Below are 26,284 nucleotides of genomic sequence, written 5' to 3' on the forward strand. Positions count from 1 at the left end.
GGCTTGTTATTTAGCCGCCACCAAAATATCTACTTGAGCACCTGCATTATCGGGTGATACGACAATTTTTGTATTTCGCTCTTTGGATGTAATCAACGTGCGCTGATTGATTGCTGAATGCGTTTCAAATTTGGGAAGTCGTTCTTTATAAAAGCTCACTACCTGGGAAGGCGTAAGCGCGGTGTGGTACACCATAGCTGCGGGAGTTTCGCTCTCAAATTGCTGACATTGAGTGGCGTCTGAGGACAGTACTACTGCGTGAAACTCGCTCGGGCATGGCGTTGTGTTTGGTTTACCCAAGGTTTCAGCATGCACTGATGCGCTGCCTAGCAAGGCGACTGCGCAAACGATAGCGTTTTTAACAATTGGGTACTGAACGAGAGCGCTCTTAATTACCAATGGCTGGGCTGATAAAGGTGTGGTTGAAAAAAGCTCGATGAAGCGGCGCTTGGCAAATGAGACGTGCGCAATAATAGGGCGTACTGAGCTTTCATTTTTCATGGTATTACATATTCTCGTTATTTTTAAAAAAGGGGAGCTTACCCGTTGTTCTGCACTCGCAAAACATTAACCTCTTGGCGTGTATATGCCGACTTACGTATACCACCTATTTGTGCAGCTTATTTATGCAAAAGAAGCAGGTGCAAGCCTCAGTGAAAAGATTACTACAAAAACACGTTATAAAGATAGTAAGAAGAATAACGAGGAAGTTCAACTGAACCTGCATGTATTCAGGTATAGGAAAATGAAAAAAGGTATAGGGGGAGTATGCAGGTAGGGTTATTTTCTGCAGCGTAGTTCAACGGGCATAAGCAAAAAGAAAGTAAAAGAAAGCAAAAATCAGCACAGTATCTGACGCAGTAAAAATTAAAAAGGCCTAAATGCACAATGCATTTAGGCCTTTCATTGACTTAAGTGTATTACACACCCATAAAGTCCATCATGCCCTCAGCAGCTTTACGGCCTTCATCGATGGCAGTAACCACCAAGTCACTACCTCGAACCATATCACCACCGGCGAATATTTTCGGGTTAGACGTTTGATAAGCAAATTTACCTGCACGCGGAGCACGCACCCGGCCTTTTTCATCAAGCATAATGCCGTACTCGCCAAACCATGGCGCAGGACTTGGCTGAAAGCCAAAAGCTATAATAACCACGTCTGCTTCAAGGACGTGTTCTGAGCCTTCTACTTCGATAGGGCGACGACGACCGTTTGAATCTGGCGGGCCCATCTCAGTTTTAACCAACTTAACGCCTACCGCATTGCCGTTATCATCTACGGCAATATCCAGTGGCTGAAGGTTAAACCTAAATTCAACACCTTCTTCTTTGGCGTTAACCACTTCGCGACGTGAACCAGGCATGCTTTCTTCATCACGACGATAGGCACAGGTTACGCTTTTAGCGCCTTGACGAATAGACGTACGCAGGCAGTCCATAGTGGTATCACCACCACCTAGCACTACAACGCGTTTATCTTTCATGTCGATAAAGTCAGCAGGGTCTTTTTCTAACCCCATTACGCGGTTGGTGTTGGCAATCAAAAACGGTAGCGCTTCATGAACACCATGTGCGTGTTCATTGTCAAAACCACCCTGCATCGACTTGTACGTACCCATACCTAAAAATACGGCATCGTAATTGTTGAGCAGATCATCAAACTGGACGTCTTTACCAATTTCAGTGTTAAGTACAAACTCAATACCCATATCTGAAAAGATTTGGCGACGCAGTTTAATCACGTCTTTTTCAAGTTTGAATGACGGAATACCGAAGGTCAGTAGTCCGCCAATTTCTTCGTACTTGTCGTACACCACCGGCTTAACGCCGTTTCTGATAAGAATGTCAGCACAGGCCAAGCCAGCAGGTCCGGCTCCAACAATAGCCACTTTCTTATCTGTCCACTCAACATCGGACATGTCTGGACGCCAGCCCATTTCAAAGGCTTTGTCGGTGATGTATTTCTCAATACTACCAATGGTAACAGCGCCAAAATCGTCGTTTAGCGTACATGCACCTTCACACAGTCTGTCCTGTGGACACACTCGCCCGCACACTTCAGGCAAGCTATTGGTTTTATGTGAAAGTTCAGCGGCTTCAATAATTCTGCCTTCGTTAGCCAAATCAAGCCATTGAGGAATGTAGTTGTGCACGGGGCACTTCCATTCACAATATGGGTTACCGCAGTCCAGGCAGCGATCTGCCTGACCTTCGGTTTGTGACTGGCTTAGCGGCTGATAAATTTCCGCGAACTCTTCCTTACGCACCATGATCGGCTTTTTAGGCGGATCGATACGTTCAACATCGACAAATTGATATACGTTCTTTGCCATTAAGTAAATCCTCCTATTGAGCCTGAATGCGCAGTTCAGCGCTTGAACGACTGATGTGACCAAGCAAGTTTTTCACATCACTTGTTTTAGGCTTAATAAGTTTGAAGCGTGCTAGCGTTGCATTGAAATCCGTAAGCAGTGACAAAGAGTGCTCGCTGCCTGTTTCTTCGTAATGCTGATTAATAAGACCTCGTAAATGCTCAATAAGAATGGCTTTGTCACCAATTGGCATAATATCGACTAAGTCAGTATTCACGCGGTTATCAATGTCATCGCCATCGTCCATTATGTAGGCGAAACCCCCTGTCATACCGGCGCCAAAGTTAACGCCCACAGGGCCAAGCACAGCAACGATACCGCCGGTCATGTATTCACAACCGTTGTCACCGATACCTTCAACAACGGCTATTGCGCCAGAGTTACGAACGCCAAAGCGCTCACCCGCACGGCCAGCAGCAAATAACTTACCGCCCGTTGCGCCATACAAACAGGTATTACCCATTATTGCGCTTTCGTGTGCATCAAATTCGATGTTTTTCGTAGGGTGGATAACTAGCTTACCGCCCGTCATACCTTTACCCACATAATCGTTAGCGTCACCTTCTAAGTGCATGTGTAAGCCACCAGCATTCCACACGCCAAAGCTTTGACCCGCAGTACCGGTAAGCTCAACTTTAATAGGTGTATCTTCAAAGTCTTGATTACCGTGATGCTTGGCAATTTCACCAGAAAGCAGGGCACCCACAGAACGGTCTGTGTTGCGAATAGGGTACTTTAGAGTGATTGATTTGCTATTCACTACAGCGCTTTGTGCATCGGTAAGCATCTTAGCGTTAAGCTCGCCCTTATCCATTGGCGCATTAGTCGTTTGCGAACAGAATAGACGGGTATGTTCACCAGCCACAGGCTGTGCCAATAGCGGCGACAAATCAAGACGGTTTTGCTTGGCCGTAATACCATCAAGTACTTTAAGAAGCTCCGTACGGCCCACTAAATCGTCGAACTTGCTGACACCAATAGACGCCATGATCTCGCGCACTTCTTGAGCAATAAACTTAAAGTAGTTCATTACCATGTCAGGAAGACCAATAAAGTGATCGTCACGCAGTTTCTGATCTTGGGTTGCAACACCGGTGGCGCAGTTGTTTAGGTGGCAAATTCGAAGGTATTTACAGCCTAACGCTACCATTGGGCCAGTACCAAAGCCAAAGCTCTCAGCACCTAAAATACCCGCTTTGACTACGTCTAAACCGGTTTTTAAACCGCCGTCAGTTTGTACGCGCACTTTATGGCGTAAGCCGTTTTCAATAAGTGCTTGCTGTGTTTCAGAAAGACCAAGTTCAAATGGGCTACCAGCGTATTTCACCGAGGTTAACGGGCTTGCACCTGTTCCACCGTCGTAACCAGAAATAGTAATAAGATCTGCATAAGCCTTTGCCACACCAGTTGCGATAGTACCTACACCCGGTTCAGAAACCAGCTTCACAGAAATTAGCGCTGTTGGATTTACCTGTTTTAAATCGAAAATAAGCTGGGCTAAATCTTCAATAGAGTAAATGTCGTGATGAGGTGGTGGAGAAATAAGCGTTACACCCGGCACAGAGAAGCGCAGCTGCGCAATGTATTTGTTAACCTTATCACCCGGTAACTGACCACCTTCACCAGGCTTCGCGCCCTGAGCAACTTTTATCTGTATAACGTTAGCATTAACTAAGTAATGCGGCGTGACACCAAAGCGACCAGAAGCAACTTGTTTAATTTTTGAGTTCTTTTCAGTACCGAAGCGAGATGGATGTTCACCACCTTCACCCGAGTTAGACTGACCGCCTAAACGGTTCATCGCAATCGCAAGGGCTTCGTGGGCTTCAGGACTTAACGCCCCAATCGACATGGCCGCAGTATCGAAGCGAGGGAAAAGATTTTCCGGCCCTTCTACATCGCTTATATCAATAGGATCGCATTCTGGGTTTAGCGCAAGCAGGTCGCGGATGTGCGATGGCGCACGCTCGTTAACCAGTTTAGCGTATTCTTGATAGTCGGTGTATTCACCCGATACCACCGCTTTTTGCAGTGTGCTAACCACGTCTGGGTTATACGCGTGATACTCGCCATCGTGTACATATTTCAGTAAACCACCGTGAGAAACAGGTTTGCGTTTTAACCAAGCAATACGGTTCAAATTGATGTGGTCTTGATGAAAATCATCAAAGCCTGCACCCTGAATACGTGAGGTAACACCCTTAAAGCAAAGCTGCATGACTTCATTGTTAATACCAATGGCTTCAAACAACTTAGAGCTACGGTAACTGGCTACTGTGCTAATGCCCATTTTAGACATTATTTTGTACAAGCCCTTATTGATACCTTTGCGGTAGTTCAATGTTGCCTGCATGGGCGAAATATCAAGTTCGCCTTTTTCGCACAGTTGTTCAATCGTTTCGTAAGCTAGGAACGGATAAACCGCCGTTGCACCTAAACCAATAAGCACGGCAAAGTGATGTGGGTCACGCGCACTTGCTGTTTCTACCACAACGTTTGCATCGCAACGCAGCGACTTTTCAACCAAGCGTTTTTGAACTGCGCCTACTGCCATTGCCGCAGGAATAACTAAGCGATTTTTCTTGATGTTGCGATCTGAGAGTATAACAAACGCTGCGCGCTTGTTTTTAACCAGCATTTCAACTTCGTTGCACACTCGCTCGACGGCTTTTTTCAAGCCTTCTTGCGGTAGGTACTGAAGTTCTATTACCTCAGAATAATAGTATTCTGGGTTGAACTCGCGAAGCTGTTTAAGATCTGTGTACATCAATATAGGCGAGTCGAACAATACGCGGTCAGCGTAACCGGACGTTTCGCTAAATACATTCTGCTCTCGACCAATACAGGTTGCCAACGACATCACATGATTCTCACGCAATGGATCGATGGGTGGGTTTGTCACCTGTGCAAATTGCTGACGGAAGTAATCGTAAATGGTGCGCTGACGAGATGACATAACCGCCATCGGCGTATCATCACCCATAGAGCCAACGGCTTCTTGACCGTCTTTTGCCAATACTTTCACAACTTGCTGAATTTCTTCGTAGCTGTATGCATGAAGCTTGTGATAAACCGCCATGGCATCGTCATCAAACACTCGTTTGCCGATAAGCGATGCATCTAGCTCTTCAATAGGCGTTAGGCGACGGATGTGCTTTTGTAGCCACTCTTTATATGGGTGTCTCGCTTTTAGCTCGTCATCAATTTCGGTAGAACGCCAAATTTTGCCTGTATACGTATCTACAGCAAGCATTTCGCCTGGACCCACACGTCCTTTTTCAATGACCTCGGCTTCTTGGTAATCCCAAATGCCTACTTCTGAGGCTAGGGTAATAAAACCATTTTTGGTAATGACGTAGCGCGCTGGACGCAAGCCGTTTCTATCAAGGTTACATGCAACGTGGCGACCGTTGGTTAAAACGATACCCGCTGGGCCGTCCCATGGCTCCATGTGCATGGAGTTAAATTCGTAGAATGCACGAAGGTCATCGTCCATTGTTTTATTGTTTTGATAGGCTGGCGGCACCAATAAGCGCATGGCACGGAATAAGTCCATACCACCTGCTAGGAACAGCTCAAGCATGTTATCCAGTGAAGAAGAGTCAGAACCTTCGGTATTGACGAAAGGTGCTGCATCTTTCAGGTCTGGAATAAGCGGTGTTGAGAATTTTGCCGCTCTTGCCATTGCCCAATCGCGGTTGCCTTTAATCGTGTTAATTTCACCATTATGAGCAAGAAAGCGAAACGGCTGCGCAAGTGGCCAGCGAGGTAATGTATTCGTTGAGAAACGCTGGTGGAATACGCAAATAGCGCTTTTCATGCGTTCGTCAGCAAGGTCGAGGTAGAAGGTTGGTAAGTCTTTCGGCATTACCAAGCCTTTATAAATAGTGACTAAACCTGATAGACACGCCACATAAAAATCTGGGTCGTCTTCTAAGCGTTTTTCCGCACGGCGCCTAATCATATAAAGGCGTCGTTCAAGGTCGCGCTTTCTCCATCCAGCCGGAGCGTTGACAAATACCTGTTCTATTTGAGGAACACCAGTAAGGGCAAGCTCGCCAAGTACTGATTTATCAACAGGCACTTCTCGCCATCCAACAACCGAAAGCGTTTCTTTTTCTAACTCTTCATTGAGTACTTCACGGGCAGCTTGTGCAAGTACGGGATCCTGACTCAAAAAAATCATCCCTACGCCGTACTTTTTACCTAGCTTCCAACCATTTTCGTCGGCAATTGAATGGAAGAAGGCATCTGGCTTTTGTAGTAGTAAACCACAGCCATCACCGGTTTTTCCATCAGCGGCGATACCGCCTCGATGTTGCATTCGGTCTAAACCGTGGATTGCAGTGGATACCAATTCGTGACTGGCTTCCCCGTGAGTGTGGGCTATTAAGCCAAACCCACAATTATCCCGGGAATCGTTGGGATTGTATAAACTCATCTATTAACTCCTTCAACCTTATTGACTGGGCAAGGTATGCGTTGCGTGCAGATGCGCCTAGGTTTGCGTATCGAAACATAATTAGACATCTTTTCGCGCTTGGGCCATTTAGCTCAGCGCATGCGTCTTTCTTGTCGTTAATTATTATTAGAGGATTCCAGCCGTTCCGCATTTTTATGCATTGATGCGATGCGGGCCGTACAAAATACCCACATTGAAAACTAAAATCAAACGCAAAAAAAGCCTCATCCCTAATGAATTAGTATAACGTTTAAAAAATCTTTTAGATTCAATGGTATGAAAATTTAATTTTAGATTTGTAACAATAATGTTATAAAAATATTCAAGGGGAAAACAAACATACTAAAGATGATAATACTTCTCATTTGTCATTTGTTATTGAATAAATATTCATTGAAATGCTTGTTTTATTGAGTCAAGGGGTGGTTTTTTGTATTTTTATTTACTTGTAAATAAACTATTCCACTCATATTAGTTAACTGCTATGTTAGGAAAAATTTGAGTGAAAAGTGAACAGTATTTTGGTTGGTAATCGTGCTTTGGTTGGTAATCAAGATAGTAGGTAGAGTTCATAGTCGCCGCTCAAAGAGCAAACCACATGGTTACGGTAATGACAAATACATACTCAGCACCCTTAAACGCAGTTCGCATTGAAAACAATAGGTTACACGGAAGTGAGATTAAACATGTTACCTCTCCAAACACCTCTGGAGAGTTCCCTCGCAATTTGCCCGATACCTTAGTTATTCATTTTACTGGCGGCAGCAGTGCGTCCTCGTCAGTAGAATATATGGTAAACCCAAAAAGCAAAGTATCAGCCCACCTTGTTATAGGAAGAAACGGGGAGGTAATACAGTTACTTCCTTTTAATGCCATTGCGTGGCATGCAGGGCAGAGCAGCTTTGCTGGCAGAAAGCAGTTCAACAACTACGCTATAGGTATCGAGTTAGATAATGCGGGTCAACTTGATATCAATGAAAATGGCGAATTTGAAAGCTGGTTTGGAAAACGATACCACCCTGACGACGTGTTTGTTGAAAATTCGCATGTCAGTTTCCAAGGCCGCTCTGTCATTAAAAATAACAGCGATTTGCAAGAAAGCCCAAGCGCACATTCTTCTACGTATTGGCATCGTTATAGCGAGGTGCAGCTTCAACGTACTTTTGACCTGTGTAGGTTGTTGTGTAACACCTTCCATATTAATTACGTACTAGGGCACGAAGAAATTTCACCGGGAAGAAAATTTGACCCTGGCCCTGCATTTCCGCTTCGCCAACTTCGCCGCTATCTCATACCAGTCCGCATAGATAATCACCCTCTCAGCGAGAATTAAAATGTTCGTAATCGCGGCGTGTCACTGCAGGTGCAGTGGTTCTACATCAAGGTGACACAACAAAGAGTACGGACATTTTAAACTTGCCAGGGCCTTCTGAGTGGGCAATTATCTATGCGGATTGGTATCAATCAACACTCTTTTAACGCTCAACCTTCTGATGTCATCAAAGATGAACTGTCCCAAGAGCTACCACCTTCTTTGCAATATACCAATGAGAAACAGCTATCTGTCTCGCGAAAGTCCATAACAGCGCCACAAGACTTTCCTTATACATCTGCCATTGTTAGCGTGAAAAAATTAAATGTGAGGTTTGGCCCCAGCACAAAGTTTACTAAGGCAAGTAGTCAATTGACCTCAGGCCAAGTAGTAGGGGTATTAGAGAGCGGCGATACCTGGTCTCGCGTCGCGTACACCGCAGAAGGCTGGGTAAGTAATGAATATCTGACCTTTATTACATCAAAGAAATAGAAACAAAAGCGCTAAAAGGCTGAGAGGTCTTGGTTGATATGTTGAAGTTTCGTACTTCAAAATGCAACGAGCACTCGTGTACGATGGTTAGTGGATTCCAGAACGTCAGAAAGACTGATAGGATAGGGCAAAATGGTTATCGACTAGAAGTACATGCATTCAGATTCTCCTAACGATTCATGGGCTATCCGCTTTGCCCAGTTTGTGCAGCGATTTGGCACACTAAAATTAAGCATATTATTCGTTGTATTCTCACTGGTATTTACCCTTGGCGGCTCTTATGTCATACGCGTCAGCCTAGGCAGCCAAGTGCAGCCTGACGACTTTATCAGCGCAGTAATTTTAACAATGCTGTCAGCTCCTTGGGTGTTGTACTTTTTTAGTGAACTGATTAAGCAACTCGAAAATTCTCGGACAAACTTAAAAGAGGTGGTGAGTCAACTAGAGAGCTTGCGCGAAGAAGATGTGTTTTTGAATCGCGAGCTGCAAAGCAATATTCGACAGTTGAATCATGAAATTGAACAGCGAAAAATTGCTCAAGAAGAACGCGAGGGACTGTTCAAAGACTTAGAGCAAGAAATTAAAAATAAGTCTGAACAGGAATCTCAGGCTCGCAGGCTGTCTACCTTATTACGCTCTATCATCGATGCTTCTCCAGATCTCATCTATTACCGCAATGAAGAAGGGCAGTTTGCAGGATGTAATCGCATTGCCGAGCTAATGACTGGGAAGACTGAGCTAGAGCTACTCGGTTTAACCCCAGAAGATGTGTACGAAGAAGAGTTGGCAAGACAAATTGTGGCCAGTGATAACGAAGTACTTGAGACAAACGCCAGCATTACCGAAGAGTTGTGGCTTAAGTTTGCCGATGGCCGACGCCGCTACTTCGAAATGAAGCGAGTGCCGTTCTTCGATAAAGAAGGTAATCGCCTTGGCTTGTTATCGTTTGGGCGAGATATGACCGAGCGTAAACAAGCGGAAAATGCCGCAGCAAAAGCCAACACAGACAAAACCCGCTTTATCGCTACAATTAGTCACGAGCTACGTACACCGCTAAACGGCATTGTGGGTTTAAGCCGTATGCTTCGCGATACTGAGCTTTCTGAAGAGCAGTTCAGCTGGGTGAGTACGATTTACGCCAGTGCGATTACTTTAGGTAATATATTTAACGATATTATCGACCTAGATAAGTTAGGCCGAGACAAACTAGAGCTCAGCTTGAAAACCATATCTCTACAAGACTTTACGGAAGAACTTAGCAGTATTATTCGCTTACTGGCTGGAGATAAACAGCTTGAGTTTAAAACCGCAATAAAAGAGCCATTGCCTCGTCTTGTTGAAATAGACGGTACGCGGTTACGCCAGATATTATGGAATATTCTGTTTAACGCGGTGAAGTTTACGCAAAAAGGTCACGTGAGTTTGTCGGTATCTGCTACCAAGCCAGAGAATGACAAAGCCTTTGTTACCTTTGTAATTGAAGATACCGGTGTTGGCATTCCAGAGGGGGAAATAGACAAAATTTTTGCGATGTACTATCAGGTTGATCATCCGGATCATCAATCGGCTACAGGTACTGGCATTGGCTTGGCAATTTGTAAGCAAATGGTCGATTTGATGAGCGGTGAAATTAACGTGACCAGTAGCGTCGGCAATGGTACTCGCTTTGAAATTATCTTGCCGGTGCAAATTTCAAACAGCCCAATGAAAGTGGCTGAGCTTGAGGTAACGGGGCTAAATATTCTTCTGGTGGAAGATATAGAACTCAATGTGATGGTGGCTAAGGCGCTGCTTGAAAAACTTGGTCAGCGTGTTGATGTAGCAATGACGGGTCAAGAGGCATTAGATAAAGCCAGAGAAATCCAATACGACCTGATTTTGCTCGATATTCAGTTACCGGATATGACGGGGTTCGATGTGGCCAGCACGCTAATAGAAGAAGATTTAGTGATGCAAACCCCCATCGTTGCACTAACCGCTAACGTTATTAAAAAGCGCGAAGAGTATTTGGAAAACGGCATGGACGATGTTATCGCCAAGCCAATTAAAAAATCGCGTGTTATTGAAGTATTTAACGACCTATTTCACGCGCCGCCAGCGCCGTTAGAAATAGAAGGGCAAGTAGAACGCGTGCAGCCCAACAAAACATTCAGTAACATTTTAGATATGGACTTGTTGGAGATGTTAGTGGATACCATAGGGGATGACATGGTTCGGGCGAGTGTAAAAGTTTTCCAAGAAAAAATGCCTGAATACATGGAAATACTGCAGCTGAGCTTAACCGCTGATGAAAAGTCTGAGGTGTGTTCCCAAGCCCATAAAATAAAAGGCGCTGCAGGCTCGGTTGGTTTAGCAAGAGTACAGCGTATTGCTAACCAAATTCAGCAGGGCGATCACCCTACATGGTGGGAGAACGTCCACGACTGGGTTGAAGAGTTACAAATGGCAGTACAGCACGATATGAAAGGGCTGAATAGCTGGCTCAACGAACAGCAGTTTGATGACTAGTGCATTGCTATGACTATGTAGCATAGCAGCTGTGTGGGCTTATTTGAGTAGGCTTAGCTGAGTAGTTCGATTACAGTGGCTGACTAATAGTAACTACTAGAAATGAAGAGGGGGCTGATGCTCCCTTTTTATTCTCTTTGAATTACTGGTTGGGGCATTTGGCCGCTCTGGCAGTAACGCTAAGTAGTGAGCTTGCGTAAATTTTTACAAGGATAAGGTGTATGTTTTCAGAGTCAAAGGCGGTCGATTTTTCTAACGAACCGCTTTTTCAGCAGGATTTACCCGCGTTAGATCTACTGGCGCTAACGCCAGTGTCGAAAAAGTATCGCACCATTAATTTAGCCGTATGTTCCACCGTCACTGTGCTTTTGCTTGGCGCGCTATCCGCAGCAAAATATCAACCTTGGTTTCGTGTGCCAGACGACCTTCACAATGCCTACCCCTATGCGTGCCTAGTCATTTTTACGTTGGGCTTTTTGTGGTTTACCTATCATTTTTTTGCCGACAAGAAGGTGAAGTTTGCTGTTAGAGAGCAAGATGTCAGTAAGGAGTCGGGCCTTTTCTTTCGGCAGTTATCTTGTCAGCCTATTCTTCGAGTACAGCATGTTGAGTTAAAGCGAGGCCCACTTGACCGATGGGCTGGACTGGCCTCGTTACAGGTTTTTTCTGCTGGCGGTGAGATGCATACCTTTGAAATTCCTGGGCTTGAAATTGATGAGGCCAACCAAATTAGGCAGTTTATTCTTGATCATAAAGATGTGAGCGCCCGATAGTGGAAGAGCAAGAGATTACATCATCGAATGCCGAGAGCTCAGTCAAAGTAGAAACCGGTGATGCGTGGCAGCGCTTGGCCATCATCGCTATTTTATATTTTTCGGCACGCAACATTAAAAATTCTGCCCAAGGGCTCATTTATATTATTCCCGCGTTGGCCATAGGCTCTAACGTGTTCTCCAAGCTAAACTCGCCAGAGGCGTATATTGCTATCGGCACCCTAGTATCCCTGGCGGTGGGCAGTGGCCTGATAAGCTTTTTTATGTACACTTTTCGCGTGCACAATCAGCATGTTGAGATTCAAACTGGCGTATTTCAACGTCGCTATACTAATTTACCATTTTGGCGCATTCAGAATGTAAAAATAGAGCACCCCTTTTATTATCGTCCGTTTGGCTATGCATTAGTGGTTTTGGATACCGCAGGAAGTGGTAAAGAAGAAGCTAATATAGTAGCGGTGCCGGTTTCCTATGCCAATGCGCTTAGAAAGCAAGTATTGGCTGAAAAGAAGAAAGAAGAGTATTCCTCTGCTCATTCATCTTCAAACTTAAATTACAGTTCAGTTCAAAGCCCAGCTCAGAGTGCTTCCGAGCATCTTTCTAGTGATAATGGGGCGGCTCGCTTTGGCATGCTAGAAAACGATAGTGTAGAGAGCGACGAGGAGGTACTCAACACCCGCTCTATTGGCGATATTGTCATTCACGGAATTACCAATAACAGGGTGTGGATAATACTCGGTGCCGCAGCCCCTTTTTACGATGACGCTATAGGTTTAGTCTCTGACTGGCTAGCGGATAAAGGCCTACAGCTTAACCAAATCGTGGGTGAACAAACCGTCGCATGGTGGCAGTTTGGGCTTTACGCGTTTGTGATCCTTATGATGATAATGGCTGCTATGGCGCTACTTAGCGTAGGTGGAGCACTATTCACGTTTTATGGATATACCCTCTCTCGCTCTGACGACAGGTACATTCGCCGCAGCGGTCTTTTGAATAAACAAGAAGTCAGCATGCGTGCGTCGCGCATTCAAATGGTTACCGCTAAACAAGACTGGCTCGACAAAATTCTCAAGCGAGTCAATGTGTACTTTGAGCAAAATTCCACGGCAGGTCAGAAAGTACAAGAACTAATGTCGCCCAATAAACTTATTGTGCCATCGGTTACCGAACAGGAGGCGGTTGAGCTTAGCCAAGAAGTGATGCCCGATTGCCAACTGCACCGCGATGATTATTTAGGCGTTAGCAAACGCTTTATACTGCACTGGTTGATAGTAGCGTGGAGCGTACCCATTTTAGCGCTCTTTATTGTTGGTATTGTTTCATCTCAGATCGATATTCTTCTTGGCTCAATTGGGCTTTTGGTTGCAGGGAGTCTGCTGCTTACCCTGCGCTGGTGGCGATGGGGCATAGCGGCCGATGGCAAGTACGTATACGTTAGGCGAGGGCGGATTGGTGTTGACTACCTATGTTTTGAGCCATACAAAATACAACAAGTGATTGTTAAACAAAGTGTGTTTATGCGACGGCATCAGCTTGCGTCTATCAAGTTCGTATTAGCGTCAGGGGCGGTTACCGTTCCTTTCTTGCCAGAGCATTACGTTAAAGCTCTTGCTGACAGCGTGCTTTATGATGTGGAGTCTACGCGTAAGTCATGGATGTAGATGGCGTTTTAAAAGTAACGACTAACGCAGCTTGTTGCCTCAAGTTGCTATTCTGAAATAGTTTTTTCATCGCGAAGAATTATTTGGTCCTTGCCCGCGTTTTTAGCGTGATATAAACGCGCGTCGGCAACATCTAGCTGCAGTTCGAAACTGCTATGGTCTTCTACACATACGCCTATGCTGCACGTAATATTGAATTTGTGAAGGGTGAATTTCGTTTGCCTTACTGCATTCATAAATGTTGATAGTGCGGATAAGTAGGTTTTGGCAGAGCGCTGAGACAAAACGGTGAATTCTTCTCCCCCATAGCGAATAATGAGATCTTCGGGAAAGTGGAGTTTAATGAGCGCGGCAAATTCTTGTAGCAGCGTATCTCCTGTTTTGTGGCCATAAGTATCGTTTACGTTCTTAAAATTATCAGCGTCGATCATCGCAACGATAATGTTATCACCAGGCCCTTTGTTGGCATACAGTTCTTCAGCTTTTTCGTGTAAATAACGGCGATTGTAAACTTGAGTAAGAGGGTCGAGGTTAGCGTTATCACGAATGGTTTGAATCATTTCCTGCGACTCTAAATTTTGCATAACGCGGCAAAGAAACTCCTCGTGATAAAAAGGTTTTGATAAAAAATCATTCGCGCCGCTTTTTATAAACTTAGAGGTCAGCACGCTATCACCTGTAGAAGATAATCCGATAAATATCGTGTCCTGCATCCTTCGTTCTTGACGAATGGCCTTGATGAGCTCGTACCCGTCCATCTTAGGCATCCTATGATCAGATATCACCATTTTAATATTTTTGTGGTTGTCCAGTTGCACCAAGGCTTCTATTCCATTTCCGGCTTCATGAACCCGAAATTTGAATTTTTTGAGAAGTTTACAAATGTAATTACGGCTGGTTATCGAGTCTTCAACTACAAGGACATCGGTGTAGAGATTCTTGCGAAGCCTATCAATAAGCTTTGCCACTTGCAGGTAAGAATAACGCGATTCTTTGGTTATGTAATCAAGCACGCCCTTGTCGAGGAGTTGTGAACGGGTAAACTCATCGAAGTTTCCGGTAAGCACAAGTGTCGGTAGATCATAAGAAAGCGCCAAGTCTGCGCTTTCTCCATTTGGTGCATCGGGCAAATTAAGGTCAACAATAGCGGCAAGATAATTACTCGAAGCCTGCAGGGCCACTTCGGCCTGTGCTAAGTTTTCACACAAATCACAGGATAAAAGGGGATTATCTTCGATCAATTTATAGACTATTTTTCGAACCGTAACACTATCTTCTACCACAAGAACTTTATACATTGGCAATACTCAAATGATCTTGCGGGTAATCATATGCAATTATTCACAAAAAAGCCCTTATAAAAAGGGCGTTTTAGACTTATGTATAGCGCTTATGTTCATGTGTGTGATGGTGGAACCCGAACATTTCCTTCCATCAGCACCCGAGCACTTCTACTCATAGTTGCTTGCGCAATATGCCAACGATCCTTTGAAAACTCAGCTTTTGCGCCGACGCGTAATGTGCCAGAGGGATGGCCGAAGACAACGGCATCACGGTCAACACCACCCGCACTCAAATTAACTAGTGTGCCTGGAATTGCTGCGGCAGCTGCTATGGCAACAGCGGCTGTGCCCATCATGGCGTGATGCAGTTTGCCCATGGACATGGCACGAACCAAAACATCGATATCAGAGCCTAAGATATCTTTTCCACTAGACGCTTTATAAGGTGAAGGAGGGGCAACCATAGCAACCTTAGGAGTATGCTGACGGCTGGCCGCTTCACCAATGTCGGTGATCAAGCCCATTTTTACTGCGCCATGGGCCCTAATTGCTTCAAACTTCGCCAGCGCATCAGGGTTGCTATTAATATCGTCTTGCAGCTCTGTACCGGTATAGCCAATGTCTTCTGCATTGATAAAAATAGTGGGAATGCCAGCGTTGATCATAGTAGCGTGCAGCGAACCCACTCCCGGTACTTCAAGGGTATCTATCAGTCTTCCCGTAGGAAAAATAGCACCCTCGCCATCGGCCGGGTCCACAAAAGCGACTTCTACTTCTGCTGCAGGAAACGTTACGCCATCAAGCTCAAAATCACCGGTTTCCTGAACCTCACCGTTGGTGATGGGAACGTTCGCGATAATAGCTTTGTTGATATTTGCTTGCCAAATTTGCACAACAGCAATGCCGTTGTCTGGAATTTTACTTTTATCAACAAGACCATTATTAATGGCGAATGCACCTACAGCAGCCGTTAAATTACCGCAGTTTCCGCTCCAATCTACGAAAGGTTTATCGATGGCAACTTGGCCGAAAAGATAATCAACATCGTAACCTTCTCGTTCACTCTTACTAATTATCACCGTTTTACTGGTGCTTGATGTGGCTCCGCCCATGCCATCGGTGTGTTTACCGTAGGGATCTGGACTTCCGATTACGCGAAGTAGCAGGGCGTCTCGCGCTGCCCCAGGTTTTTGAGCTGCCTCTGGCAAATCCGTTAAATTAAAAAATACACCCTTACTCGTACCGCCACGCATATAGGTAGCGGGTACTCGAAGCTGTGGCGCATACTGTGTCATGTTTATTCCTTTTTCTTTTGAGTAAGGGGAAGTTTGATTACGGTTTGAAACACGCGGTGAATACATCCATGTACGCTCCCCAGCCGCATCCATGCGGCTGGAGGGTTTCAAATCGTAATCAAACTCCCTCTAAACTAATTAAACATCGTTAGAGGTGAGTGTTTAGTCCATGCGCCCCGAAGGGTTCACCTGAGCACTCGTTCTCTCTTCAAAATTTCCACATTTATGTACGTTAGAGGAAAAGGGTTTCAAATCGTAATCAAACTCCCTCTAAAATAATTAAACATCGTTAGAGGAGAGTGTTTAGTCCATGCGCCCCGAAGGGTTCACCTGAGCACTCGCTCTCTCTTCAAAATTTCAACATCTATCAACTTCAGGGAGGGTTTCAAATCGCAGCCAAATTCCGCGCAAAAACTACAGCCTTTATTAAAGAAGGCTAGTGAGTTAGGTTCAGGGCCCTCAATTCGCATGGATGCGAATTGGGAGCTTACAGGGACGTATTTACGGCGTGCCCTGCACCTAACTCACTTGCCTTCCTATCGCGATGGCTGATTTTACCTAATTCGCATGGATGCGAATTGGGAGCCTACAGGGACGTATTTACGGCGTGCCCTGCACCTAACTCACTTGCCTTCCTATCGCGATGGCTGATTTTACCTAATTCGCATGGATGCGAATTGGGAGCCTACATGGATGTATTTACGGCGTGTCCCAAACCCGGCTTAGTGCTTTCTGCCCAGTCAGCCAAATGTTAAGACAACTTAGCCAACCTCAGCTTCTAAGAAGTCTTTTGCAAAGCGTTGTAATACGCCGCCAGCGCTGTAAATAGAGACTTCTTCCATGGTGTCTAATCGACACGTCACTGGAACATCTAATTTTTCGCCGTTGGTGCGGTTTATCACAAGAGTAAGCGTCGCACCCGGTGACGGCTCACCTTTAACATCGTAGGTTTCAGTACCATCTAGCTCGAGTGTTTTGCGGGTGGTGCCCGGTTTAAACTCAAGCGGTAGCACGCCCATTCCAATTAAGTTGGTGCGGTGAATGCGCTCAAAACCTTCGGCGGCAATCACTTCAACACCTGCTAAACGCACGCCTTTTGCTGCCCAGTCTCGTGACGAGCCTTGGCCGTAGTCGGCGCCAGCAACAATGATCAAAGGCTGCCTGCGAGTCATGTAGGTTTCAATAGCTTCCCACATGCGCACAACCTTGCCTTCGGGTTCGATACGCGCCAGCGAGCCTTGCTTGGCTTCGCCATTTTCTTGCACCATTTCGTTATACACTTTTGGGTTAGCAAGCGTGGCACGCTGAGCAGTTAAATGATCCCCTCGGTGGGTTGCATAAGAGTTAAAGTCTTCTTCAGGTAATCCCATTTTCGTCAAATACTCGCCCGCCGCGCTGTCTGCCATAATGGCATTAGAGGGAGATAAATGATCGGTAGTAATGTTATCGCCTAATATGGCAAGAGGACGCATACCAGTCATGGTGCGTTCTGCATCCATAGCGCCTTCCCAATAGGGCGGGCGTCTTATGTAGGTACTTTGTTCGCGCCATTCATAGAGCGGGTCGATATGACTGCCATAATCTACGCTTAAGTCGAACATTGGCTCGTACACTTTTCTGAAGTGTTCAGGCTTAACGCTTTTGGCAACAATGGCATCAATTTCTTCGTCACTTGGCCAAATGTCTTTTAACGTTACTGGGTTGCCGTCGTTATCAATACCCAGCACGTCTTTTTCAATATCAAAACGAACGGTACCGGCAATCGCGTAAGCAACAACCAAAGGCGGCGAAGCTAAGAACGCTTGTTTGGCATAGGGATGAATACGACCATCAAAATTTCGGTTGCCCGATAGTACTGCGGTGGCGTAAAGGTCGCGGTCGATGATTTCCTGTTGAATTTTAGGGTCTAGTGCACCGCTCATGCCGTTACAGGTAGTACACGCAAAAGCCACTACGCCAAAGCCAAGGGCTTCAAGTTCGCTCATCAGGTTGGCTTCTTCAAGGTAAAGCTTCACTGCTTTCGACCCAGGCGCTAACGAGCTTTTTACCCATGGTTTGCGGGTGAGGCCGCGTTCGTTTGCGTTTCGAGCAATAAGACCAGCAGCAATCACATTGCGTGGGTTAGACGTATTGGTACAGCTTGTAATGGCAGCGATGATAACCGCGCCGTCAGGCATTTTATCGTCTTCTTGTTCCCACTTAGCCGCAATGCCGCGACTGGCAAGGTCGCTAGTCGCCAAGCGAGCATGTGGATTAGATGGTCCTGCCATGTTACGACCTACTGACGATAAATCGAAAGTGAGTACGCGCTCGTATTCAGCGGTTTTTAAATCATCAGCCCATAAGCCCGTATGCTTCGCGTAGTTTTCTACCAAGGCTATTTGGTCTTCTTCACGACCGGTAAGGCGCAAATAATCGATGGTTTGCTGGTCGATGTAGAACATAGCGGCAGTGGCGCCGTATTCTGGCGTCATATTCGAAATGGTAGCACGATCGCCAAGGGTAAGGTGTGAAGCACCTTCGCCATAAAACTCTAAAAAGGCAGACACTACTCGCTGCTTACGCAAGAACTCCGTAAGTGCCAGTACGATATCAGTTGCAGTAATACCAGGCTGTGGCTTACCGGTTAACTCGACACCTACAATGTCAGGCAGACGCATGTAAGACGCACGACCAAGCATGACGCTTTCGGCTTCAAGTCCACCCACACCAATAGCAATAACACCTAGAGCATCTACATGAGGAGTATGGCTGTCTGTTCCTACTAAGGTGTCGGGAAACGCCACGCCATCGCGAGATTCAATAACAGGTGACATACGCTCCAAATTGATTTGGTGCATGATGCCGTTACCTGGAGGTATAACGTCTACATTTTTAAACGCTGTTTTTGTCCAGTTAATAAAGTGAAAACGATCGTCATTACGTCTGTCTTCAATAGCGCGATTTTTTTCAAAAGCGTCTTCTTCAAAACCTGCGTGTTCAACAGCTAAAGAATGGTCGACAATTAGCTGGGTAGGAACCACTGGGTTCACTTTGGCCGGATCGCCGCCTTTTGCCGCTATCGCATCGCGCAAGCCTGCTAAATCAACCAATGCGGTTTGGCCGAGAATATCATGGCATACTACACGCGCTGGAAACCAAGGAAAATCGAGGTCGCGCTTGCGATAAATGAGCTGCTCTAGCGCTTTATTAAGTTGCTCGGGTGCACAGCGGCGCACCAAGTTTTCAGCAAATACCCGAGAAGAGTAGGGCAGCTTTTCATAAGCCCCTGGTTCTATCGTATTTACTGCCTCGCGGGTATCGAAGTAATCGATACCCGCGTTTGGCAAAGGTTTACGGTAATCAATATTCATAAATGGTTACCTTATGCTCTATCAGCAATAGCTGGCACTGGACGAAGCTCTTCACCGGTATAGTCAGCTGATGGACGAATAATGCGGTTATCAGAACGCTGTTCCATTACGTGAGCTGCCCAGCCTGTTAAACGAGACATGACAAAAATAGGTGTAAATAGTTTTGTAGGAATACCCATGAAGTTGTAGGCAGAAGCATGGAAAAAATCTGCGTTACAGAACAGTTTCTTTTCACGCCACATGACTTCTTCACAGCGCACTGAAACTGGGTAAAGCACTGTATCGCCCACATCGGCAGATAGCTTTTCAGACCATTCTTTAATAATGCCGTTACGCGGGTCTGAATCAGCATACACTGCGTGACCAAAGCCCATGATTTTTTCTTTGCGCTCTAACATGCCCATCATCTTTTCTTCGGCATCGTCGGCAGAGGTAAAGCCTTCAATCATTTCCATGGCGGCTTCGTTTGCGCCGCCGTGAAGAGGACCACGAAGTGAGCCAATGGCACCCGTTACACAAGAATGCATATCAGAAAGGGTTGACGCGCATACACGGGCTGTAAAGGTTGAGGCGTTAAATTCATGCTCTGCATAAAGAATTAGCGAAACGTGCATAACTTGCTCGTGAAGTTCGCGTGGCTTTTCGCCGTGAAGCATGTGAAGGAAGTGGCCGCCAATAGAATCATCATCGGTTTCAACTTCAACGCGCACGCCGTCGTGAGAGAAGCGATACCAGTAGCAAATGATGCTTGGGAAGCACGCCAACATGCGATCAGTGGCTTCTTGCTGCTCGTCAAAGCTCTTTTCCATTTCAAGGTTACCTAGCATGGAGCAACCTGTGCGAAGCACGTCCATTGGGTGTGCATCTTTTGGAATACGCTCAAGCACTTCTTTAAGTGCATTAGGTAAACCGCGCATGCCGCGAAGCTTTTCTTTATAGCTGTCTAGCTCAGCCTGCGTTGGCAATTTACCTTTTAAGATAAGGTAAGCCACCTCTTCGAACTGGCATTTATTGGCCAGATCTTTTACATCATAGCCGCGATACGTTAAACCCGAGCCTGATTTGCCTACGGTTGATAATGCTGTTTTACCTGCAACTTGGCCGCGTAATCCCGCGCCACTTAATTGTTTAGCCATCTTGTAATCTCCGGTCTTTTAAATTTGTAAGGTACGTTAGTAAAAAATCTATTATGAAAAAGGAACGAATTCCTTAGTCGCTGTTAAATCTAAACTTTTATAAGCGGGCTCAATGCATTGAAAAGTGGGAGCGGTACTTAGGTCGTTACCCCCTGCGAGGCATGGATGCCGAGCCGGAGCCCCCATGGATGGGTTCACGGCGTGGTAACGACCTAAGTACCGCTCCCGCTTCAATAGTACATTGCGTCCCAATTACTGTTTAATGTGTTTAATTTAGTTTTTACCTTTGGCGAAAAGCTCATCTAGCTTTTGCTCGTAATCGTGGTAACCAAGGTAATCGTATAGTTCCATGCGGGTTTGCATGCTATCAACGACGGCTTTTTGATCGCCGTTCTCAAGAATAGAAGCGTAGACCATTTCTGCAGCTTTGTTCATGGCTCTAAATGCGCTTAATGGGTAAAGCACCATATTGGCTCCCCATTCGCCAAGCTGTTCTTTGTTCCATAATTCGGTTTGGCCGAACTCGGTAATATTGGCAAGAATAGGCACGTCTAATGCGTCTGCAAAGGCGCGATAATGCTCTTCGGTTTTTACTGCTTCAGCAAAAATGCCGTCTGCACCGGCTGCTACATAGGCTTTAGCGCGTTCAATCGCCTTTTCCAATCCTTCTTGAGCGAAGGCGTCGGTGCGAGCCATGATGAAAAAGTCAGGGGCGGTGCGGGCATCGACCGCAGCTTTAATGCGGTCTACCATTTCTTCTGTGCTGACAATTTCTTTGTTTGGACGGTGACCACAGCGCTTTTGCGCAACCTGATCTTCCATATGCACTGCGGCTGCGCCCGCTTTTTCCATATCGCGAACGGTTTTCGCGATGTTAAAAGCACCACCCCAACCAGTGTCAATATCGACTAATAAAGGGAGATCGCATGCTGACGTAATACGCTGCACATCGACAAGCACGTCGTTAAGTGATGTCATGCCTAAATCTGGCAAACCGTACGATGCATTGGCAACGCCTCCACCAGAAAGATAAATAGCCTGATGACCAATGGATTTTGCCATCATGGCTGAATAGGCATTAATAGTGCCTACAATTTGTAGTGGTTTGTTCTTAGAAAGGGCGTCTCTAAATTTTTTTCCTGCACTCATTATAGTTACTCGCTTAATTAGAAGTAGGGTAGAGGTGAATGAAAAATACCGAAGCGTCACTGCATTTATGCATGATTGAGCTTCTTTTCTATATTATTTTTTGAATAAAGAATGTGTCTGCGCATGAGTATTTCTGCTAGCTCTTCATCGCGATTAGCAATGGCGTTTACTATGTGTCTGTGTTCATCAAATGCCGTAGTGACGCGAGGTCCTGCCATGCCAAGCTGTACGCGATACATTCGTACTAAGTGATACAAGCCATCTATTAGTACGCTGATGAGATGGCTGTTTTTGCTACCAGTGACAATACGATAATGAAAATCCACGTCACCCGCTTCTTGATAGTAGCTCTCGCCGCCTTTCACTTTATTGAAGTGACTGTCTAGTAAACCTTGCATCGCAGCTATTTCTTCATCGCTCATGTAGCGTGCCGCGAGCCTTGCTGCCATACCTTCTAAGGCCTCTCTCACTTGATACAGCTGCACTAAGCCTTCTGGAGAAAGTGCGACTACACGAGCGCCCACGTTGGCCTTACGTTCAACAAGATGGCAGGTGGCAAGACGATTAATCGCCTCGCGCACTACAGCGCGAGACACTTCATATTTTGTCGACAATTCGGTTTCGCTTAACTTACAGCCGGACGGGATAATACCCTCGACGATATCGTTTCGAAGCTGATAAAACGTTTTGTCTGCGCTAGTAATGGCTTGCTCGTTATTTAGCGTCACAATAAGCTGCTTGTTTTCTCATAATGTCGACAATATAGCCACTTTGAAACTCAATATCAAATTTTAAGGCCTCTATTGTCGACAAATTAATATTGTTGTCATATTGCGATGGTCGGTAGAAAATGTATTGAAATGCGTTTCAGTGGGAAATAGCGACGCGCGTGGCTTGAGCTTCCAATCTAAGCTCGTAACCTGAGTTCGTGATTTAAGCTCGTGATTCAAGCTCATTGTCCAAGCTTAAGGTATTGGCAGATTTCAAAAAGATTGGCAGTTCAAAAAACGGATGTTGATCTTTCTTGTGATGAAGCTGGTTTAGTAGGGTCTTAAAATAGGGGCTTAAAAGAACTTCTGTTTCAAGTGCATCTGGTTTTTAGTCTTAATTCTTACGACTAAAGGCTAAAGATTATGTAAAGAAGACCAAGGGTTATTAAGGATCAGGTAAGTTGATAATGGCAGCGAGCAGAGTTGTCTATATGGTCAGTTTGAGGTGTCGATGTTATAACTGAAAAACTTAAATAATATGTTTTTAACGTATTGAATTTTAATGCTATTACACGGTTCATTTTTGCTTTCTAAAGGTCGTACCAGCTAACCAATTAGTCTGTTTTTGGATTTTTAATTTGGTGAAAAAATGATAATTAACTTTCCAAAAAGGCAAACTGTCGGTATCATACTCGTCCAGTTTTCGAGCCTAAGTAAGACACTTAAACGGCGAGGACTGGTGCACGCATTTATGCATGCTGTCAGTAAAATACATTTCAACATGTACTTCTTTGCCCCCAAGGTCCTTAGGTTGTAAGAGTTCCGCAGAAGAACTTGAAACACAAACTATAAGCCGTAAATACCAAACACTCACGCAAAGGGGTTCCACCAAATGACCACTCACACTGACGTGTCTAAGACACTAGCCAGTAAGCTTTCGCCTGTCGCTTTAGCAGTAGCGATGACCGTTCCAGCACTTACCAATGTGGCTGTTGCACAAGAAGCAGAAACAACAGAAGAGCAACAATTCGAAGCAATAACCGTCACCGCGACGAAGCGTCCGCAGGTTATTTACGAAGTGCCAATTGCACTGAGTGCTTTTGACGGTGACAAGCTCGCTGCACAGGGTATTACCGACTTAACTGACGTGGGTAAATTTGTACCAAACCTAAACGTTACTGGTTTCTCAGCAGGACATACTTCATCAGTAAATCCGTTTATCCGCGGTATTGGTCTACAGGATCACTTGATTACAACCGACCCAGGCGTAAGCGTATACGTTGACGGCGTTTATTTAGGTCGTCAGGTTGGTCAGAACTGGAGCTTGAATAACATTCAGCGTATTGAAGTACTGCGTGGTCCACAGGGAACACTGTATGGTCGTAACTCTATTGGTGGTGCAATCAACATCATTACCAAAGAGCCAGATCAAGGCGATGTGACCAGAATTAATACAGAATTTGGTACTCGCGGTCGCGTAAAAGCTGACTTATTCGTTAACCATGCGCTTTCTGATACATTGGCATTTAATGCCAACTTATCGTTCAACAAGCGTGATGGTCTGGGCGAATTTATTAACATTCCTAATGCAGAGTATGACGTTGGTGAAACTGAGGATGTTTCAGGGCGTGTATCTGTTAAATGGGAGCCTTCAAACGATTTTCGTATGATACTAACGGCTGATGCAAATAATGGCGACGGCGGTCTTCGTCCATACACTGTACTTATTGATGAAGTTGGCTCTGCCCGTTATTTCGGCGGCGGAAACGGTCTAGGTGTTGAGTTACGCAATACCGATGTTATCCCTGCAGGTGCGGATCGCTTTGACAATGCCACTGGCACTGAAGAGGTAACGACTGTATCAAACGAAGCTCGGGGTATTGCGCTTACCACCGAGTGGGATATTAATGAAGACTATACCGCTAAAGTAGTGGCCAGTCAGCGCACATCAAAATACAAAGCGGGCCTAGACGACGACGGCACGGTTTTCTCTTTAGACCAATTTCCAGAGCGCGGCGAAGCTGACCAAACCTCTGTTGAGCTTCAGTTAAATGGTTATATCAACGAATATACTGATTTTGTTGCGGGTCTTTACTACTTTAATGAAGAAGGTAGTAACAGACAGGGTGAAGAATCTAGTTTCGACGGTGGTCCTAACTTACTTGAGTTAGACCAAGAAACTACGTCGAAAGCTGCTTACATTAATGTTCGTCACGACATTAACGATGAGCTATCTGTATCAGGTGGTTTGCGTTACACGAAGGATGAAAAAGATGCTTCTGCTAACGTATTCTCTGCACTAGGTCCTATTTTTGATTCGAACGACTGGAACGAAGTAACATGGGAATTAGCGACTAACTATACGTTTGATAACGGTATGACGGGTTATGCGACTATTCAATCTGGCTATCAGTCAGGTCAATATCCGGCACGTCCATTTTGCCTAATTGGGCAGTTCTTTGGTGCTGGTGGTTTTGACGACATCGACGGTGCACAAGCCGCAGTGCGTGCCAATAACTGTTTTACGGCTTCTGACAATATCACGGCGACAAACTATGAAGTAGGTATCAAAGGCCGTATCAACGAATATGTGGATATGAGCGTTGCGGTGTTTAACACTGAGTTTGACGACCTACCTTACCAAGTAAGCCGTGTAAGTGAAGGTGGTTTCGACACTGCTAACTTAGTGGTTGAACAAACTTCTCGTGGTATCGAACTAGATACAACGCTTAATTACGGTAATTTCAGCATGATGACCAGCATTGGTTATATGGATGTTGATGTAGAAGAGCAAGCAGGATTTAGTCCTGTGGCACCACTTACACCTGATTTGACACTTGCAATTGGTCCACAGTATACCTTCGAGCTTGATGGCGGTGATTCAATTCGAGTACGTGCCGATTATTCATATCGTTCAGAGATGTATGGCGAACCAACATCTGCACCAGAGCGCATGACTGAACTGGATAGCCGTGAGCTTGTAAACTTCGATATTGCCTACACGCCAGCAGACGAAGGGTATACAGTGGCATTATACGGTCGCAACATCTTTGATGAACGTTATGACAATGCTCGCTTAAATACTGGCGATTATATTCTGCAAATACTCAGCAACGATGCGAGTGAGTTCGGTGTGAGATTCTCAACCGAGTTCTAAAAAAGCGCGCTTGTATAAGCATGAGATAGTACACAAACACAAAAGCCGGTCCTTTCTAATGAAGCGACCGGTTTTTTATATTTAATGCTTTTGAGGTGCGGCAAAAAAAGTTTTAATGCAGTTTGCATACCTAATATGTAACTAAATACATTGATAATCTTGTTTTACTGACGATATTAGAATAGTTTTATTACATCGACCTTGTGTGACTAACTCTACATCAATAAACATCGGTTAGTGACAACCAAATGGACAAGAGGATTAGCAGGGGTGGGGATACTATCTAAGTTACAACGTTCTTGGACTGAACGAAAATTTAAAAAGCATGACTGGCGTATCATTCAGCAGATCCCCTTCGACGGCTTTGAACAGCTAATTGTTTCACATGTGGATAACGGCTGGGAAATTGAAGAAGACTATCTGCCGCTTAAAGAATCAACTAAAAAGTGGGAGTGTGAACTAAAAAAAGGCACCAGCATATTGGTGTGTACATGGTCTAGCGACAAGCTAGGGCAGGTAGTAGGGCCAGAGAGAGTGGTGACTGGACTTGCTTCAAATTTAAACTTGCCGGCGTACACGTCTCCCCAATATTAACTAAAACCAGCGGGAATACGGTGT

The 26,284-nt window shown here is 45.3% G+C and carries 16 protein-coding genes; 7 read left to right on the plus strand and 9 right to left on the minus strand.

Translation table 11 applies throughout. The features are described 5' to 3' along the window. Positions 1–6: 6 nt before the first annotated feature. From V7R39_RS16150 to gltB, 3 genes are all read right to left on the minus strand, one after another. Positions 7–501 (minus strand): hypothetical protein, encoded by a 495-nt coding sequence (locus V7R39_RS16150; RefSeq protein ID WP_334031956.1) that lies wholly within the window; start codon positions 499–501, stop codon positions 7–9. A 419-nt stretch (positions 502–920) separates the two neighbouring features. Beyond that, positions 921–2,336, minus strand: a complete 1,416-nt coding sequence (locus V7R39_RS16155) for an FAD-dependent oxidoreductase (protein WP_334031958.1) — start codon at positions 2,334–2,336, stop codon at positions 921–923. A 13-nt stretch (positions 2,337–2,349) separates the two neighbouring features. Then, positions 2,350–6,816 carry a glutamate synthase large subunit gene (gltB, locus tag V7R39_RS16160; protein ID WP_334031959.1) on the minus strand — a complete coding sequence of 1,489 codons (4,467 nt, stop codon included), beginning with the start codon at positions 6,814–6,816 and terminating at the stop codon, positions 2,350–2,352. Positions 6,817–7,447: 631 nt separating this feature from the next. On the opposite strand from gltB, the gene V7R39_RS16165 reads away from it, so the two are divergent. From V7R39_RS16165 to V7R39_RS16185, 5 genes are all read left to right on the plus strand, one after another. Continuing rightward, positions 7,448–8,170: an N-acetylmuramoyl-L-alanine amidase gene (locus V7R39_RS16165; RefSeq protein WP_334031960.1), complete on the plus strand. Its 723-nt coding sequence runs from the start codon at positions 7,448–7,450 to the stop codon at positions 8,168–8,170. Positions 8,171–8,284: 114 nt separating this feature from the next. Continuing rightward, positions 8,285–8,641, plus strand: coding sequence for an SH3 domain-containing protein (locus V7R39_RS16170; protein ID WP_334031961.1), 357 nt, complete (start codon positions 8,285–8,287; stop codon positions 8,639–8,641). Positions 8,642–8,794: 153 nt separating this feature from the next. Continuing rightward, on the plus strand, positions 8,795–11,149 hold the full coding sequence (arcB, locus tag V7R39_RS16175) for an aerobic respiration two-component sensor histidine kinase ArcB (RefSeq protein ID WP_334031962.1): 2,355 nt from the start codon (positions 8,795–8,797) through the stop codon (positions 11,147–11,149). A gap of 221 nt (positions 11,150–11,370) precedes the next feature. Continuing rightward, on the plus strand, positions 11,371–11,922 hold the full coding sequence (locus V7R39_RS16180; protein ID WP_334031963.1) for a PH domain-containing protein: 552 nt from the start codon (positions 11,371–11,373) through the stop codon (positions 11,920–11,922). Then, positions 11,922–13,583 (plus strand): PH domain-containing protein, encoded by a 1,662-nt coding sequence (locus tag V7R39_RS16185; RefSeq protein WP_334031964.1) that lies wholly within the window; start codon positions 11,922–11,924, stop codon positions 13,581–13,583. Before V7R39_RS16180 ends, V7R39_RS16185 begins: the two co-directional genes overlap by 1 nt. Positions 13,584–13,630: 47 nt before the next feature. On the opposite strand, the gene V7R39_RS16190 is transcribed toward V7R39_RS16185, so the two are convergent. From V7R39_RS16190 to V7R39_RS16215, 6 genes are all read right to left on the minus strand, one after another. After that, positions 13,631–14,881, minus strand: a complete 1,251-nt coding sequence (locus V7R39_RS16190; RefSeq protein WP_334031965.1) for a diguanylate cyclase — start codon at positions 14,879–14,881, stop codon at positions 13,631–13,633. Positions 14,882–14,979: 98 nt separating this feature from the next. Further along, positions 14,980–16,161 (minus strand): 2-methylaconitate cis-trans isomerase PrpF, encoded by a 1,182-nt coding sequence (gene prpF, locus V7R39_RS16195; protein ID WP_334031966.1) that lies wholly within the window; start codon positions 16,159–16,161, stop codon positions 14,980–14,982. 761 nt (positions 16,162–16,922) lie between these two features. Further along, positions 16,923–19,514 (minus strand): Fe/S-dependent 2-methylisocitrate dehydratase AcnD, encoded by a 2,592-nt coding sequence (gene acnD, locus V7R39_RS16200; RefSeq protein WP_334031967.1) that lies wholly within the window; start codon positions 19,512–19,514, stop codon positions 16,923–16,925. An 11-nt stretch (positions 19,515–19,525) separates the two neighbouring features. Then, a complete protein-coding gene (gene prpC / locus V7R39_RS16205) occupies positions 19,526–20,650 on the minus strand; it encodes a bifunctional 2-methylcitrate synthase/citrate synthase (RefSeq protein ID WP_334031968.1) in 1,125 nt (374 codons plus the stop codon). Positions 20,651–20,923: 273 nt separating this feature from the next. Beyond that, complete coding sequence (gene prpB / locus V7R39_RS16210; protein WP_334031969.1) at positions 20,924–21,799, minus strand: methylisocitrate lyase; 876 nt, start codon at positions 21,797–21,799, stop codon at positions 20,924–20,926. A gap of 65 nt (positions 21,800–21,864) precedes the next feature. Further along, complete coding sequence (locus V7R39_RS16215) at positions 21,865–22,527, minus strand: GntR family transcriptional regulator (protein ID WP_334031970.1); 663 nt, start codon at positions 22,525–22,527, stop codon at positions 21,865–21,867. 874 nt (positions 22,528–23,401) lie between these two features. Here V7R39_RS16215 and V7R39_RS16220 point away from each other — a divergent pair. After that, positions 23,402–25,666 (plus strand): TonB-dependent receptor, encoded by a 2,265-nt coding sequence (locus V7R39_RS16220; protein WP_334031971.1) that lies wholly within the window; start codon positions 23,402–23,404, stop codon positions 25,664–25,666. 270 nt (positions 25,667–25,936) lie between these two features. Next, a complete protein-coding gene (locus V7R39_RS16225; protein ID WP_334031972.1) occupies positions 25,937–26,260 on the plus strand; it encodes a hypothetical protein in 324 nt (107 codons plus the stop codon). Positions 26,261–26,284: the final 24 nt, after the last annotated feature.

The organism is Alteromonas sp. P256, assembly GCF_036864455.1.
Lineage (GTDB): Bacteria > Pseudomonadota > Gammaproteobacteria > Enterobacterales > Alteromonadaceae > Alteromonas.